We start from the raw sequence: 13,676 nt of genomic DNA, 5'->3' as shown, positions 1-13,676 counted from the left end.
GCCCTGTGGTTGAGTCCCCGGCTCACTCGGGCAGCCGGGGCACGGCCGCGAGCAACTCCCGCGTGTACGGGTGGCGGGGGCGAAGGAAGACCTCGTGGGCGTCCCCTTCCTCCACCACACGGCCGTCCTTCATCACCAGGACGCGGTCGCTCAGGTGGCGTACGACCCCCAGGTCGTGGGAGATGAACAGCAGCGCCGTCCCGTCCTCGGCCTGGATCTCGGCCAGCAGGTCGAGCACCTGGGCCTGGATCGACACGTCGAGGGCGGAGACGGGCTCGTCGCAGATCAGCACCTCGGGCCGGGACGCGAGCGCGCGGGCGATGGCCACGCGCTGCCGCTGACCGCCGGACAGCTCGCGCGGGCGCCGCCCGAGCAGCTCGGGCGGCAGCCCGACCCGGCCGAGCAGCTCGATCGCCCGCTCCCTGCGTCGCGGCCTGGGCAGTGCGGAGAGCGGGTCGGCGACCAGGCGGCCCACCGTGTGGCGCGGGTCGAAGGAGTCGAGCGGGTTCTGGGCTATCACCTGGACGGCCGGCCGGAGGGGGCGCCGCCGCCGCTCTGGCAGGCCGCTCCACGGGCCTCCCCGCAGGGTGACCTCACCCGCGTCCGGCGCGAGCAGGCCGAGGGCCAGCCGCGCGAGGGTCGTCTTGCCCGATCCGGACTCGCCGACGACGCCGAGCGTCTCCCCCGCGTGCAGGCGGAAGGAGACGTCGTCCACGGCGGTGCGCGAGCCGTACGCCACCGACAGCCCGGTGGCGGCGAGCACGGCACCGCGTGGATCGGCACCGTGCGGGTCGGCCTTTTGGGAGCGGCCCGGCCGGCGCGGCACGGGCGAAGCGGACGGCACGGGCGAAGCGGACGGCACGGGCGAAGCGGAGCGCCTGGGGGACGCGGACGGCACGGCGGCCAGCAGCGCCCGGGTGTAGTCGTGCCGCGGAGCCGTCAGCACCTCCCGTGCCGGGCCGTCCTCCACCACCACGCCGTCCCTCATGACCAGGACGCGGTCGGCGACCGCCGCCACCACGGCCAGGTCGTGGCTGATCATCAGCAGCGCCGTCCCCGCCGCCTTCCTGTCCGCGAGCAGCCGCAGGATCTGGGCCTGCACGGTCACGTCGAGAGCGGTGGTGGGCTCGTCGGCGATGAGCAGCTCCGGCTCCGCCGCGATGGCGGAGGCGATCAGGGCCCGCTGCCGCAGCCCGCCGGAGAGCTGGTGCGGGTGCTGCCGCGCGCGCACCTCGGGGTCCCGGACGCCCACGGCCTCCAGCAGCGCCCTGACGCGCTCGGGGCGGGCCGGGCGGGGCACCACGTCGTGTTCTGCCAGCACCTCGGTGATCTCGGCTCCCACGGTGCGCAGCGGGTCGAGCGAGACCAGGGCGTCCTGCAGCACCAGCCCGGCGAACCGGCCGCGCAGGCGGCGCCACTCGCGCGGGCCGAAGGTCAGCGCATCCCCGCCGCCGACGCGGAAGGCCGACGCCCGCACCCGCGCGCCCGGTCCCGCCAGGCCGATGAGGGCGCGGGCCGTGACGCTCTTGCCCGACCCCGACTCGCCGACCAGGGCGACGCACTCCCCCGGTGCGATCGACAGCGACACCCCGCGTACGGCCTCGACCCCGGAGGCGGGGAAGGAGACGCGCAGGTTCTCCACCGCGACGAGCGGCGCGACGCCGGTGGCTGGGACTGGGGCTGTGGCGGGGCCGGACGCGGAGCCGGCCCGGTTGATCGCGACCTCGGTCATGGTGTCCTTCCCTCGAAACGCCGCTGGAGGTGCCGCCCCGCCACCGTCAGGCACACGACCGACAGGGTGAGGGCCACCCCCGGACTGAACGCCACCCAGGAGGCCACCCGCAGGTAGTCCCGCGACTCGGCCAGCATGGTGCCCCACTCGGGGGCGGGCGGCTGGGGGCCCATGCCGAGGAAGCTGAGGCCGGAGGTGGCGATGACGGCCTGGCCGAGCCCGATCGTGGCCAGCACGGGGACGGGCCCCACGACGTTGGGCAGCACGTGCCTGGCGACGACGCGGGCCCGCGAGTGGCCGAACGTCACCGCCTGCTCGACGTAGCCGGAGCGGCGCACGACGAACGTCTGCGCCCTGACCACCCGCGCGTACGTGGGGATCTGCGCGATCCCGATCGCGGCGACGACGTTCCACGTGCCGGGGCCCGTGATCGCGATCACCAGAAGCGCGAGCAGCAACTCGGGAAAGGTCGACAGGACGTCGAACACCCGGGCCAGCGCCTCGCCGGCCAGGCGGCCCGCCAGCCCGGCGGCCAGGCCGAGCAGCGAGCCCGCGCCCACCGCGAGCGCGGTGGCGAGGACCCCGATGCCGAGCGAGTGACGCGCGCCGTGCACGACGCGGGCGAGCACGTCCCTGCCGAGGTGGTCGGTGCCGAGCGGGTGACCCGCGCCGGGCGGGGCCAGCGCGCGCAGCGGGTCGGCCGCCAGCGGGTCGATCCTGGTGACCAGGCCGGGGGCCGCCACGGCGACGACCAGGACGGCCAGCACGAGCAGCGCGAGTACGAGGCCGGGCCGAAGGCGGACGCCCGGCCGCGCGAGAGGTGCGGCGACGGCCATCACGCGCTCCTGAGCCGGGGGTCGATGATCCGGTAGGCCAGGTCGAGCAGGACGCTGATCGTCACGTAGACCGCCGCGGACAGGATGACGACGGCCATCACGACCGGCATGTCCTTGGCGCTGACGGCCTGCATGGCGACCCGCCCGAGCCCGGGACGGCCGAAGAGCGCCTCGGTGATGACGGCCCCGCCGAGCAGGACGCCCGTGAACCAGCCGGTGAGCGTGACTGCGGGAAGGAGCGCGTGCCGCAGCGCGTGCCGGGCCACCACGGCCCGCTCGCCGAGGCCGCGTGAGCGCGCCGTCACCACGAAGGGCTGCTCCAGGGCGCGTTCGAGGCCCTCCCTGAGCACCTGCCCGAGCACGCCCGCGACCGGAAGGCCGAGCGCCAGCGCGGGGAGGACGAGCGCCTGCGGGTCGGCCGCGCCGGAGACGGGAAACCAGCCGAGCGAGAACGAGAACACGAACAGCAGCACGATGCCGATCACGAACTGCGGCACCGACACCGCCACCAGTTCGGCGGCGGAGACGATCCGGCGTGGCCAGGCCGACCTGCCCGCCGTCGCCACCGCGAGGGCGAACGCCAGCGCCACGCCGACCGCGGCCGCCGCCAGGGTCAACCGCGCCGTCGGGCCCACCTGCCCGGCCAGGACCTCGCCGACGTCCTGCTGCAACTGGTATGACCGGCCGAGGTCGCCGTGCAGCAGGCGGCCGAGGTAGCTCAGGTAGCGCACGGCCTCCGGCCGGTCCAGCCCCCACTCCGCGACGATCTGCGCGCGGATCTCCGGCGTGTCGGCGCCGTCGCCCACGAGGAGGTCGACGGTGTCGCCCGGCGCCAGCAGCAGGGCCGCGTACGCGGTGGTGGCGGCCGCCCACAGCACGGCCGCGGCCGAGACGAGCCGCCGCAGCGGCGCGCCCAGCCAGGCGGGCGGGCGCGGCCAGGACGGGCGGGACCAGGGTGGGTGCGGCCGGGGCGGGCGCGATATGGGTGGGCGCGGAGCCGGCGGCGCCGCCGTCATGCCGTGATCCGCACGTCGTAGACGCCACGTGGCGTGCCGGAGACGGGGTCGAAGCCGAGGCCCTGCACGCTCCCGCTCGCCGCGATCTGGTCGGAGGGGACGTAGACGGGGAAGACGATCGCCTCCTCGGTCACCACCTTCCGCTGGACCTTGGCGTACAGGGCCTTCCGTTCGGCGGGGTCGGAGCTCGCCGACGCCTTGGCGAGCCAGCCGTCGAGGCGGGCGTCCTCGTAGTGGGTGCGGTTGATGGCCCCGTCCTTCGGCAGGAGGAGGTTGAGCGCGGCCCCGGCGTCGGAGTCGCCGCGCGAGTTCTCGAAGATCTCGTACGCGTCGTCGTCGAGCGCCTTCTGCGCCGTGCCCTGGTCCACGATCTTCACCTGGAAGTCGATTCCCGCCGTCTGCTTGACCTGCGCCTGGATGGCCTGGGCCAGGATGTCCCTGCGGTCGCGGACGTACGGCGCCGACGCCACCGAGCGGACCGTCAGCCGCCTGCCGTCCTTGACCCGGTAGCCCTCGGCGTCGCGCCCGGTCCAGCCCGCCGCGTCGAGCAGCGCGTTGGCCTTGGCGGCGTCCCCGCCGTACGTGCCGGTGAGCGAGGCGTCGTAGAAGGGGCTGGTCTCGGCGACGACGCTCCAGGCGCGCTTGGCGGTGCCCTGGTAGACGGAGGCGAGCACGGCGTCGACGTCGACGGCCTCCCGGAACGCCTGCCGCACCCGCTTGTCGTCGAAGGGCGGGTGGGAGGTGTTGAAGTAGTAGGAGAACGACGTGCCGGAGTTGAGCGCCGACCGGAACGTCAGCGCCGGGTCCCGCTTGATCGACTCGATGTCGGTGGCCGGGACTCCCTCGACGACCTGGACCTGCCCGGAGGTGAGCGCGCCGACGCGGACGGCCGCCTGGGGCAGGAAGCGGTAGGTGACCTCCGCCAGGTGCGCCGGTCCCTGGTGGGCGCTGCCCTGGGGCGGCCAGTTGTAGCTGGGGTTGCGCCGGTAGTGGACCTCCTGGCCCCGCACGTACCTGTCGAGGACGAACGGGCCGGTCCCGACCACGTCCGGGCCGCCGGCCTTGAGGTCCCCGGCCTCCCGGAGGGACTTAGGGGACACCTGCCCGGCGTACGGCGAGGCGAGGAAGTCGAGGAAGAGCCCGTCCGGCTCCTTCAGCGTGACCCTCAGGGTGGTGGGCGAGACCGCCTCGGCCTTGTCGAATGCGTGCAACTGGATGGCGGCGACCGTCGGGTTGTAGCCGGGCTCGCGCAGCTTGTCCAGGTTGGCCTTGACCGCCGCCGCGTCGAACTTCGTGCCGTCCTGGAAGGTGACGTCGTCGCGCAGTTCCAGCGTGTAGACGCGCCCGTCGTCCGACACCTGCCAGGACCGGGCGAGCCAGGGGACGAACGACCCGTCCTCGCCGTACGCGAGGAGCGCGTCGAACTGGTTGAACACGAGCAGCCTGGCCTTGTTCTGCGCCCATTGATGGGGGTTGAACGTGATGGGCTCGGTCTCGACGGCCCACGTGAGAGAACTGCCGCCGTCGGCCGGTGCGGCCGGCGCCTGGGAGCCGCACGCGGCCAGGGCCGCGGCGAGGATGACGGGCAGCGCGCCCTTGACGACCTTCACCGGTTCCTCCGGAGGGATAAGGGGGTTCCACCGCCGGCCGGGCGGGGCGGCGTCTCCGCTGTGCGCGGGCCTCGGCCGGTCATGACCCGGCCCCTGACGCGCGGGCTCCGTGCCACGCCTCCGCGAGCAGCTCGTAGGAGCGGACCCGGTCGGCGTGCCCGTGCGTGATGGTGGTGACCAGCAGTTCGTCGGCGCCCGTGACCCGCTGGAGCACGCGCAGGCGCTCCGCGACCGTCTCAGGGGAGCCGGCGAACTGGGTGTCCACGCGGTCGGCCACCAGCGCGCGGTCGGCCTCGCTCCAGACGTGCGCGGCCGCCTCCTCGGGCGTCGGGTAGGGGATCGCCCCCTGGCCCGTGCGGATGGCGCGCACCCACAGCCCGTACGGCTCTGCCAGTCTCTCCGCCGTCGCGTCGTCCTCGGCCACGACCACGTCCGCGGAGACGACGACGTACGGCTCGGACAGCGTCTTGGAAGGGGTGAACGCCTCCCGGTACGCCTCCACGGCCTCCAGCACCGACGCCGGGCTGACGTGGTAGTTGGCGGCGAACGGCAGGCCGCGCTCCCCCGCCACCCGGGCGCTCTGCCCGCCGCTGCTGCCGAGGATCCACAGCTCCATCTCGGCGCCCTCGCCCGGCACGGCGTGCGCCGCGATCCCGTCCCGCGACCGGTAGGTGCCCTCGATGAAGGCGATGACGTCGTCGACCTGCTCGGCGAAGTCGGGGGTCCGCGCGCCGGGCTGCTGCAGCAGCGCGGCCTGGAGCGCGAGCCGCGGAGAGCGGGCCACCTCGGCGAAGGAGAACGCGGGCGGGATGAGCAGCCCGTCCACCACCCGGGACGCGGAGGGCGGCGAGGTCGTGGCCGCCTCCGGCGACCGGCCGGACTCCGTGAGGATCTCGGTCCTGCGCTGCCCTGAGCGGCCGAGCCCGAGGTCGACCCGGCCGGGGTGGAGCGCGTCGACCAGGCCGAACTGCTCGACCACCGCGATGGGCGTCTGGTGGCCGAGTTGCACGGCCCCCGAGCCCACTCTGATGCGGTTCGTCGCCGCCGCGATGAGGGCGACGAGCACCGCCGGGGCCGAGCTCGCGACGCCGGCCGCGAAGTGGTGCTCGGCCACCCAGTAGCGGAGGTAGCCGAGGCGCTCCGCGTGGCGCGCGAGGTCGATGCTGTTGCGCAGCGCGTCTCCCGCGACGCTTCCGGACGGGATCGGGGACAGATCGAGGATCGACAGGGGAACCGGCCGCGCGGCGGGCCGTGCCCTCTGCTGTGCTGCCTGCTGGGGGATGGTCATGCCGGCACTCCGGTGCTCGTGGCGGTGCTCTGGTGGGTCGCGGCTGTGCTCTGGTGGGCTGCGGCTGCGCTCCCGGAGATCGCGGGGACGGCGGGGGCGGCGGGGAACGGCCTGCTCGGGATCTCCTTGCGCAGCACCGGGGCGATCTCGCTCTGGAACAGCTCCAGCGCCGCCCGGTGCCGCGCGGGGGTCAGGCCGTCGGCGTCCGCGCCGATGTGCATGACCTCGTGCCCGAACCGCCGGTGATAGCGGAGGACCTTGTCGATGATCTGCTGAGGGCTGCCGACGAGGATCGACCCGCGCTCGACGGCGTCCTCCAGGGAGTGGAAGACCGGCTCGACGCCCGACCTGCGGAACAGCGCGACGCGTGCCTCGTAGATCGGCCGGTAGGCCGCGATCGCCTCCTGGGAGGTGCGCGCCGTGTGGAAGCCGGCGCTGCCCGCGCCCACCAGCGCGTCGGCCGGGTCGTGCCCGTAGTGCTCCCACCGCTCGCGGTAGTGGTCGACGAGTTCGGCGTACGGCTCGATGGGGTTGGTGACGTTCGCCGAGAACAGCGGGTCGCCGTAGTAGGCGGCCAGGTCGACCGACTCCTTGCTGGTGGCGCTGCCGTGCCAGACCCGGATCGGCCGCTGCAGCGGGCGCGGCCAGGTCTCCGCGTCCGTGAGAGACGGCCGGAACCGGCCCTCCCAGGTGACCCTGTCCTCCCGCCATAGCCTGCGGAACAGTTCGTACGCCTCCCGGTTGCGGTCCCACTGGTCCTCGGCGGTGACGTGGAAGAGCCGCGCCTGGGCCGACCCGTTGCCCTTGCCGATGATCAGCTCAAGGCGGCCCCCCGACAGGTGGTCGAGTGTCGCGTAGTCCTCGTAGGCGCGCACGGGGTCGAGCAGGCTGAGCGTGGTGACGGCGGTGAACAGCCGGATCCTGGAGGTGCGGGCCGCGATGTGGCTGAGCACGACCGGCGGCGAGGAGGAGATGAAGGGCCTCTCGTGCCGCTCTCCCACTCCGAAGCCGTCGAAGCCCAGTTCCTCGGCGAGCACGGCGTTGTCCACGACTTCGCGGAACCGCTCGGTGGTGGATTTGGTCTCGCCGGTCAGCGGGTCGGGTCCGTGCGCGATGAGGGTGATGGCGAGGAATTTCACGTGATCGCATGCCTCCTCGGGAAATCGGGCCACATGAGCCGATTTACCTACTAACTATGTAGGAAAAGCATGCTTTGTCAACGGTCTTGGAGACGCCTGCCGATGGCAGGATGCTTGCGACAGCGTCCATGGCGGTCACGGGCCCTGGGACGACCTGCCGGATCGCGGGAGAGCGGAAGGAGGCCGATGAGCCGGAAGAACCATCGCGTCGCCGTGCTCGTGCTGGAGGGCGCGAAACCGCTCGACGTCGGCATTCCCGCGCAGGTGTTCGCCAGCCGGCCGAGCATGCCGTACGAGGTGCGGGTGTGCGGGGCAGCGCCCGGACTGGTGACCGGTGGCGACGGCCTCTCCTACCACGTGGCCGAGGGCCCCGAGGCCTTCGAGCGGGCCGACACCGTCTTCATCCCCGGCTACCGGGAGCCGGCGACCACGGAACCCCCGGCGGCGGTCGTCCGCGCGCTCATGGCCGCCCACGAACGCGGGACCCGGCTCGCGGCGATCTCCACGGGAGCCTTCGCGCTGGCGGCGACGGGCCTGCTCGACGGCAAGCGGGCGACGACTCATTGGCACTACACGAAGGCACTCGCCGCGAAGCATCCGCTCGTCCGGGTGGACGAGAACGTGCTGTTCGTGGACGAGGGGGACGTTTTGACGTCAGCGGGCGCGGCGTCCGGCATCGACCTGTGCCTGCACCTGGTGCGCCGCGACCACGGCGTGGGGCTGTCCAACCACGTGGCGAGACGGCTGGTGGCCGCGCCCTACCGCAGCGGAGGCCAGGCGCAGTACGTCCCACGGAGCGTGCCGGAGCCGCTCGGCGACCTGTTCGCGAGCACGCGCGAGTGGGCCCTGGCGCACCTGTCGGAGCGGCTGACCCTGGAGACCCTCGCCCGCCACGCGCGGGTGTCGGCGCGAACGTTCTCCCGGCGCTTCGTGGAGGACACCGGCTACACGCCGATGCAGTGGGTGCTGCGGGCACGCGTGGACCTGGCCCGCGAACTGCTCGAACGCACCGATCTGGGGGTGGAGCAGATCGCCGACCGGGTCGGCCTCGGCACCGGCGCCAACCTGCGTCTCCACTTCCAGCGCATTCTCGGCACCTCCCCCACCGAATACCGCCACACCTTCTCGGCCTGAGCTCCACCGGCCGGTCTCCGCCGCCGTTGGCGCGATCCTTGCGATCGGTGGCGATACTTCTGGCGGGATCCTTGCGCACGGTGTCCTTCGGGCCACTGTCGGCCCCGCGGCCTCACGCCGATCATGGAGCGCGAGACGAAAGGAGCCTCCATGACCCGCATCGCCGTCAACGGATTCGGCCGCATCGGACGCAACACCCTCCGCGCCCTGCTGGAGCGCGACAGCGAGCTCGACGTGGTCGCCGTCAACGACCTCACCGCCCCCGAGGTCCTCGCGCACCTGCTCAAGTACGACAGCGCGCTCGGCCGGCTCGGCCGTTCCGTCGAGGTGGAGGGAACCGACCTCGTGGTCGGCGGACGCCGCATCAAGGTGCTCGCGGAGCGCGAGCCGGTCAACCTGCCCTGGGCCGAGCTGGGGATCGACATCGTGCTCGAGTCCACCGGCCGCTTCACCGCGGCGGACGCCGCCCGCGCGCACATCAAGGCGGGGGCCGGGCGCGTACTGGTGAGCGCCCCTTCCGACGGCGCCGACGTCACCCTCGCCTACGGCGTGAACACCGAGGTCTACGACCCCGCCGAGCACGTGGTCGTCTCGAACGCCTCGTGCACCACGAACGCGCTGGCTCCGCTGGCGTCCGTGCTGGACGACCTGGCCGGCATCGAGCACGGCTTCATGACCACGGTGCACGCGTACACGCAGGAGCAGAACCTCCAGGACGGCCCGCACCGCGACCTGCGCCGCGCCCGCGCGGCGGGCGTGAACATCGTGCCCACCACCACAGGCGCGGCCAAGGCCATCGGCCTGGTCCTGCCGAACCTCGACGGGAAGCTGTCGGGCGACTCGATCCGCGTGCCGGTCCCGGTGGGTTCGCTCGTGGAGCTGAACACCACGGTCGCCCGGGAGGTCACCAGGGACCAGGTGCTCGCGGCCTACCGCGCCGCCGCGGACGGCGCGCTCAAGGGCATCCTCGACTACGCCGACGAGCCGCTGGTCTCCAGCGACATCACCGGCCACCCGGCTTCGGCGATCTTCGACGCCGCCCTCACCCGCGTGGACGGCAGGCACGTCAAGGTGGTGGGCTGGTACGACAACGAGTGGGGCTTCTCGAACCGCGTCGTCGACACGCTCGAACTGCTCGCCCGCGGCTGAGCACGGCTCGGGGGCGCCGCGGCCGCGCCGCGCGAGCCGCGGCGCGTCCGGCCTCCCCGTGCGAAGGTCCCGTGCCGCCCGGGAGGATCTTCCGACCATCACGCGGGCGTTTTGCGAGGTATATGGGAGAATGACGGCCCGTGACCCCCGTGCTCGACCTCGCCGGAATCTTCGTCTTCGCCCTGTCCGGCGCGCTCCAGGGCGTGCGCAAACGCCTCGACGTGGTCGGCATCGCGGTGCTCGCGTTCTTCACCGCGGTCGGCGGCGGCATCGTGCGCGACCTGTTCATCGGCGTGCAGCCCGCCGCGCTGCGGGACATCGGGTATCTCCTCGTGCCGGTCGTGGCCGCCGTCATCGCCTTCTTCTGGCATCCCCAGGTCGAACGGGCGATGCCCGCGGTGCTGGTCCTCGACGCGGCCGGCCTCGGCCTGTTCTGCGCGGTCGGGACCGCCAAGGCGCTTCACTACGGCCTCGCGCCGATGCACGCCGTGTTCCTCGGGGTCTGCACGGCGGTCGGCGGCGGCGTCATCAGGGACGTTCTGTCCGGCGAGAAGCCGAGCCTGCTCTACGACAGGGAGCTCTACGCCGTGCCCGCGATGCTCGGCTCGGCGGCGATGGCCGCGCTGTACGCGCTGGACGTGCGGGGGTTCGCCGCCACCCTCTCGTCGGCGGTGCTCGCGTTCGCGTTCCGCATCCTCGCCATGCGGTTCCGCTGGCGCGCTCCCCTGGCCAGAGGCGTCGGCAAGAGGCCGTAGCCGGGCCCTCGTACGGCGGCCAGGTCGCGAAGATCAGGGCGCGAAGATCAGGGGGCGAAGATCAGGGGGCGAAGAACCGGTCGGCGAAGTCCTCCCACTGGGCGAGGAAGTCGATGCCGTCGTCACGCAGCCAGTTGAGCTGCAGCCCGTCGAGGAAGGCGAGCAGGTCCACCGCGGCCCGGTCCGGCCGGGGGTGCCAGGCCAGCAGGTAGCGCTCGATCATGGTCCGGCCCTCGGCCAGCCGCGTACGGAAGTAGGCGTGCGCGGGGTGCGCGGGGTCCAGCGCCTCGGCCGAGAGCATGGTGTACAGCTGCACGAGGGAGCGCTGCGCGAGATTGCGCCGGACGAATCCCGACATGATGGCGCGAGCGGTCGCCGGGTCGGGCGCCGGCTCGAAGGTCTCGACGACATTCGCGAGGTCGAGCGTGTCCCGGCGTTCGAGGACCGCGATGAGCAGTTCCTCCCGTGAGCGGAAGTGATGCAGCAGCCCGGCCTTGGTCATGCCGCAGGCCGCCGCGAACGCTTCGAGGGTGACGCCCTTGAACCCGGAGGCGGCGATCAGCTCGGTGGCCGCCTGGAGGATCTCCTCCCGGCGCTCGGCGACCGGCAGCCGGCGCCGTCCGGGTGCGGGGGTCATGCCGTCCTGACTCCTGGGAGGCCGGGGGTTGATTCGATCACGATACCAGCCTATTTTATCTACCGTTTGGTAGATAGCGCCTGTCGCGCCTGTTCAGAGAGTTGTGTGCGCATGTCGACACCTTCCTCCCCGACCGCGTTCTCCGCCGCCGTCGCCGCGGTGCGCGCCGGGCGGCCCCTCACCGAGGCGGTCGACGAGCTGCTGACGCAGCTGACCCGCGAGGAACGCCTGTGGCTGCTGGACGGAGACCTGCCGTTCTGGCAGGGCATGGCCGACATGCTGACCAACGGGTACAACCTGACCCCCTACCCCATGGGCCGCGTCGAGCGGCTGGGCATCCCCGGCCTGTTGTTCTCCGATGGCCCGCGCGGCGTGGTGATGGGGAAGTCCACCGCGTTCCCGGTCTCCATGGCCCGCGGCGCCACCTGGGACGTCGAACTGGAGGAGCGCGTCGGCACCGCGATCGGGCTCGAACTGCGCGCGCAGGGCGCGAACTTCTTCGGCGGCGTCTGCGTGAACCTCCCCCGCCACCCGTCGTGGGGCCGGGCCCAGGAGACGTACGGCGAGGACCCGCTCCTGCTCGGCGAGTTCGGCGCGGCGCTGACCCGGGGGGTGCAGCGCAACGCCATGGCCGTCGTCAAGCACTACGCGCTCAACAGCATGGAGAACGCCCGGTTCAAGGTCGACGTCACCGCCGACGACGCGGCCCTGCACGAGGTCTACCTGGCCCACTTCCGGCGCATCGTGGAAGAGGGCGTTTCGGGGGTCATGACGGCGTACAACTCCGTCAACGGAGAGTGGGCCGGGCAGAACGAGCACCTGATGGAAGGCGTGCTCCGCGGGATGTGGGGCTTCGAGGGCGTCACCGTCTCCGACTTCATCTGGGGCCTGCGCGACGCCGCCGCCTCGCTGCGCGCCGGGCTCGACGTGGAGGAGCCCTTCCGTCAGCAGCGCGCCGAGCACCTGCCCGCCGACCTGGAGGCGGGCCGCGCGAGCTGGGACGACGTCGACCGGGCGGCCCGCCGCATCCTCGCCACCCAGGTGCGCCACTACGCCGCCCTCTCCGAGCCGGAGCCGCCGCTGGAGGTGGTATTCAGCGCCGAGCACCGCGCGCTGGCGCGCGAGGCCGCCGCCCGCGGCATGGTGCTGCTCAAGAACGACCCGGTGGGCGAGACGCCCCTGCTCCCCCTGCAGCGGGACGCCCTCACCTCCCTGGCGGTCGTCGGACGCCTCGCGGACGTGGCCAACACCGGCGACAACGGCTCGTCCGACGTGCGCGCCCCGGAGATCGTCACCGCGTTGCGCGGGCTGACCGAGGCGCTCCCGAAGGCGCGGATCACCCACGTTGCCGACGACGACCCGGCCGCTGCCGCCGCCGCGGCCGCCCAGGCCGACGTCGCCGTCGTCGTCGCCGGGTACACCGCCGCGGACGAGGGCGAGTGGATCGGAGGGGACGTGCTGTCGGACGCCGACCTGCTGGCGCTGTTCCCGCCGCCCGGCGACGACCCCGCCGGGCAGTCGTTCGCGGATTTCCTGGCCAAGCCGGGCGCGGTGGACTCCATCAGCGGCGGCAGCGCCGGCGGCGACCGCGCGAGCCTGCGGCTCAGGCCCGTCGACGCCGAGATCATCAGGGCCGTGGCGGCGGCCAACCCGCGCACCGTCGTGGTGATCGTCACCGCGGGGGCCGTCGTCACCGAGGAGTGGCGCGACGCCGTGCCCGCCGTGCTGGTCTCCTGGTACTCCGGCTGCGAGGGCGGCCACGCCCTGGCCGACGTGCTGCTCGGCGACGTCGACGCGGCCGGGCGCCTGCCGTACTCGATCCCGGCCGCCGAGGAGCACCTGCCGCACTTCGACCGCGACGCCACCGCCATCACGTACGACAAGTGGTTCGGCCAGCGGCTGCTGGACAGGGACGGCCACACGCCGGCCTTCCCGCTCGGGTTCGGCCTCTCCTACACGAGCTTCGCCCTCGCCGAGCTCACAGTCGGCGAGCTCACGGTCGGCGAGCCAGACGGCGACTCCTTCACGGCCGCCGTGACCGTGACCAACACCGGCTCGCGCGCGGGCCGGCACGTCGTCCAGCTCTACGGACGGCCCACCGGCGTCGACGCGGCCGCCGACGACTTCCCCACCCGGGTCCTGCTCGGCTTCGCGACTGTCGGCCTGCGGGCCGGGGAGTCGGCCAGGGTCACCGTGCCCGCGTCGACCAGGCCGCTGCTGAGGTGGACGGCCGGCGGCTTCGTCCCTGCCTCCCCGACGGTCGTGATCGAGGCCGCTTCCTACGCCGGAGACCCCGACGCCGTCACCGCGCCCGCCGAGCTCGCGCTCGCCTGAGCGCGGCCGTCCCCGGACATGCTTCCGGGCCGGTCCGCCGGAGCGG

At 73.3% G+C, this 13,676-nt stretch carries 11 protein-coding genes; 4 read left to right on the top strand and 7 right to left on the bottom strand.

Translation table 11 applies throughout. The features are described 5' to 3' along the window. Positions 1-22 precede the first annotated feature (22 nt). The 6 genes from HHX31_RS25455 to HHX31_RS25430 all read right to left on the bottom strand — a co-directional run bounded on the left by HHX31_RS25455 (position 23) and on the right by HHX31_RS25430 (position 7,621). Positions 23-1,732: an ABC transporter ATP-binding protein gene (locus HHX31_RS25455; RefSeq protein ID WP_169950918.1), complete on the bottom strand. Its 1,710-nt coding sequence runs from the start codon at positions 1,730-1,732 to the stop codon at positions 23-25. Further along, positions 1,729-2,568 carry an ABC transporter permease gene (locus HHX31_RS25450; RefSeq protein ID WP_169950916.1) on the bottom strand — a complete coding sequence of 280 codons (840 nt, stop codon included), beginning with the start codon at positions 2,566-2,568 and terminating at the stop codon, positions 1,729-1,731. Before HHX31_RS25450 ends, HHX31_RS25455 begins: the two co-directional genes overlap by 4 nt. Continuing rightward, positions 2,568-3,584: an ABC transporter permease gene (locus HHX31_RS25445; protein ID WP_169950914.1), complete on the bottom strand. Its 1,017-nt coding sequence runs from the start codon at positions 3,582-3,584 to the stop codon at positions 2,568-2,570. Before HHX31_RS25445 ends, HHX31_RS25450 begins: the two co-directional genes overlap by 1 nt. Then, positions 3,581-5,194 carry an ABC transporter substrate-binding protein gene (locus HHX31_RS25440; RefSeq protein WP_169950912.1) on the bottom strand — a complete coding sequence of 538 codons (1,614 nt, stop codon included), beginning with the start codon at positions 5,192-5,194 and terminating at the stop codon, positions 3,581-3,583. Before HHX31_RS25440 ends, HHX31_RS25445 begins: the two co-directional genes overlap by 4 nt. A gap of 79 nt (positions 5,195-5,273) precedes the next feature. Further along, positions 5,274-6,482: an MsnO8 family LLM class oxidoreductase gene (locus HHX31_RS25435; protein ID WP_169950910.1), complete on the bottom strand. Its 1,209-nt coding sequence runs from the start codon at positions 6,480-6,482 to the stop codon at positions 5,274-5,276. Beyond that, the gene (locus HHX31_RS25430) at positions 6,479-7,621 is read right to left on the bottom strand and encodes an LLM class flavin-dependent oxidoreductase (RefSeq protein WP_169950908.1); all 1,143 of its coding nucleotides are present in this window, start codon (positions 7,619-7,621) and stop codon (positions 6,479-6,481) included. Before HHX31_RS25430 ends, HHX31_RS25435 begins: the two co-directional genes overlap by 4 nt. A 186-nt stretch (positions 7,622-7,807) precedes the next feature. On the opposite strand from HHX31_RS25430, the gene HHX31_RS25425 reads away from it, so the two are divergent. The 3 genes from HHX31_RS25425 to HHX31_RS25415 all read left to right on the top strand — a co-directional run bounded on the left by HHX31_RS25425 (position 7,808) and on the right by HHX31_RS25415 (position 10,659). Continuing rightward, on the top strand, positions 7,808-8,755 hold the full coding sequence (locus HHX31_RS25425) for a GlxA family transcriptional regulator (protein ID WP_169950907.1): 948 nt from the start codon (positions 7,808-7,810) through the stop codon (positions 8,753-8,755). A 150-nt stretch (positions 8,756-8,905) separates the two neighbouring features. After that, positions 8,906-9,904 carry a type I glyceraldehyde-3-phosphate dehydrogenase gene (gene gap / locus HHX31_RS25420; RefSeq protein ID WP_169950905.1) on the top strand — a complete coding sequence of 333 codons (999 nt, stop codon included), beginning with the start codon at positions 8,906-8,908 and terminating at the stop codon, positions 9,902-9,904. Positions 9,905-10,044: 140 nt separating this feature from the next. Next, complete coding sequence (locus HHX31_RS25415; RefSeq protein ID WP_169950903.1) at positions 10,045-10,659, top strand: trimeric intracellular cation channel family protein; 615 nt, start codon at positions 10,045-10,047, stop codon at positions 10,657-10,659. Positions 10,660-10,720: 61 nt separating this feature from the next. On the opposite strand, the gene HHX31_RS25410 is transcribed toward HHX31_RS25415, so the two are convergent. Further along, complete coding sequence (locus HHX31_RS25410) at positions 10,721-11,296, bottom strand: TetR/AcrR family transcriptional regulator (protein WP_169950901.1); 576 nt, start codon at positions 11,294-11,296, stop codon at positions 10,721-10,723. 111 nt (positions 11,297-11,407) lie between these two features. On the opposite strand from HHX31_RS25410, the gene HHX31_RS25405 reads away from it, so the two are divergent. Then, positions 11,408-13,630 carry a glycoside hydrolase family 3 C-terminal domain-containing protein gene (locus HHX31_RS25405; RefSeq protein ID WP_169950899.1) on the top strand — a complete coding sequence of 741 codons (2,223 nt, stop codon included), beginning with the start codon at positions 11,408-11,410 and terminating at the stop codon, positions 13,628-13,630. Positions 13,631-13,676 lie beyond the last annotated feature (46 nt).

Source organism: Microbispora sp. H11081 (assembly GCF_012999535.1).
Classification (GTDB): domain Bacteria; phylum Actinomycetota; class Actinomycetes; order Streptosporangiales; family Streptosporangiaceae; genus Microbispora.
The sequence above is the reverse complement of the archived record's forward strand: the minus strand, read 5'-3'. Positions and strand labels throughout refer to the sequence as shown.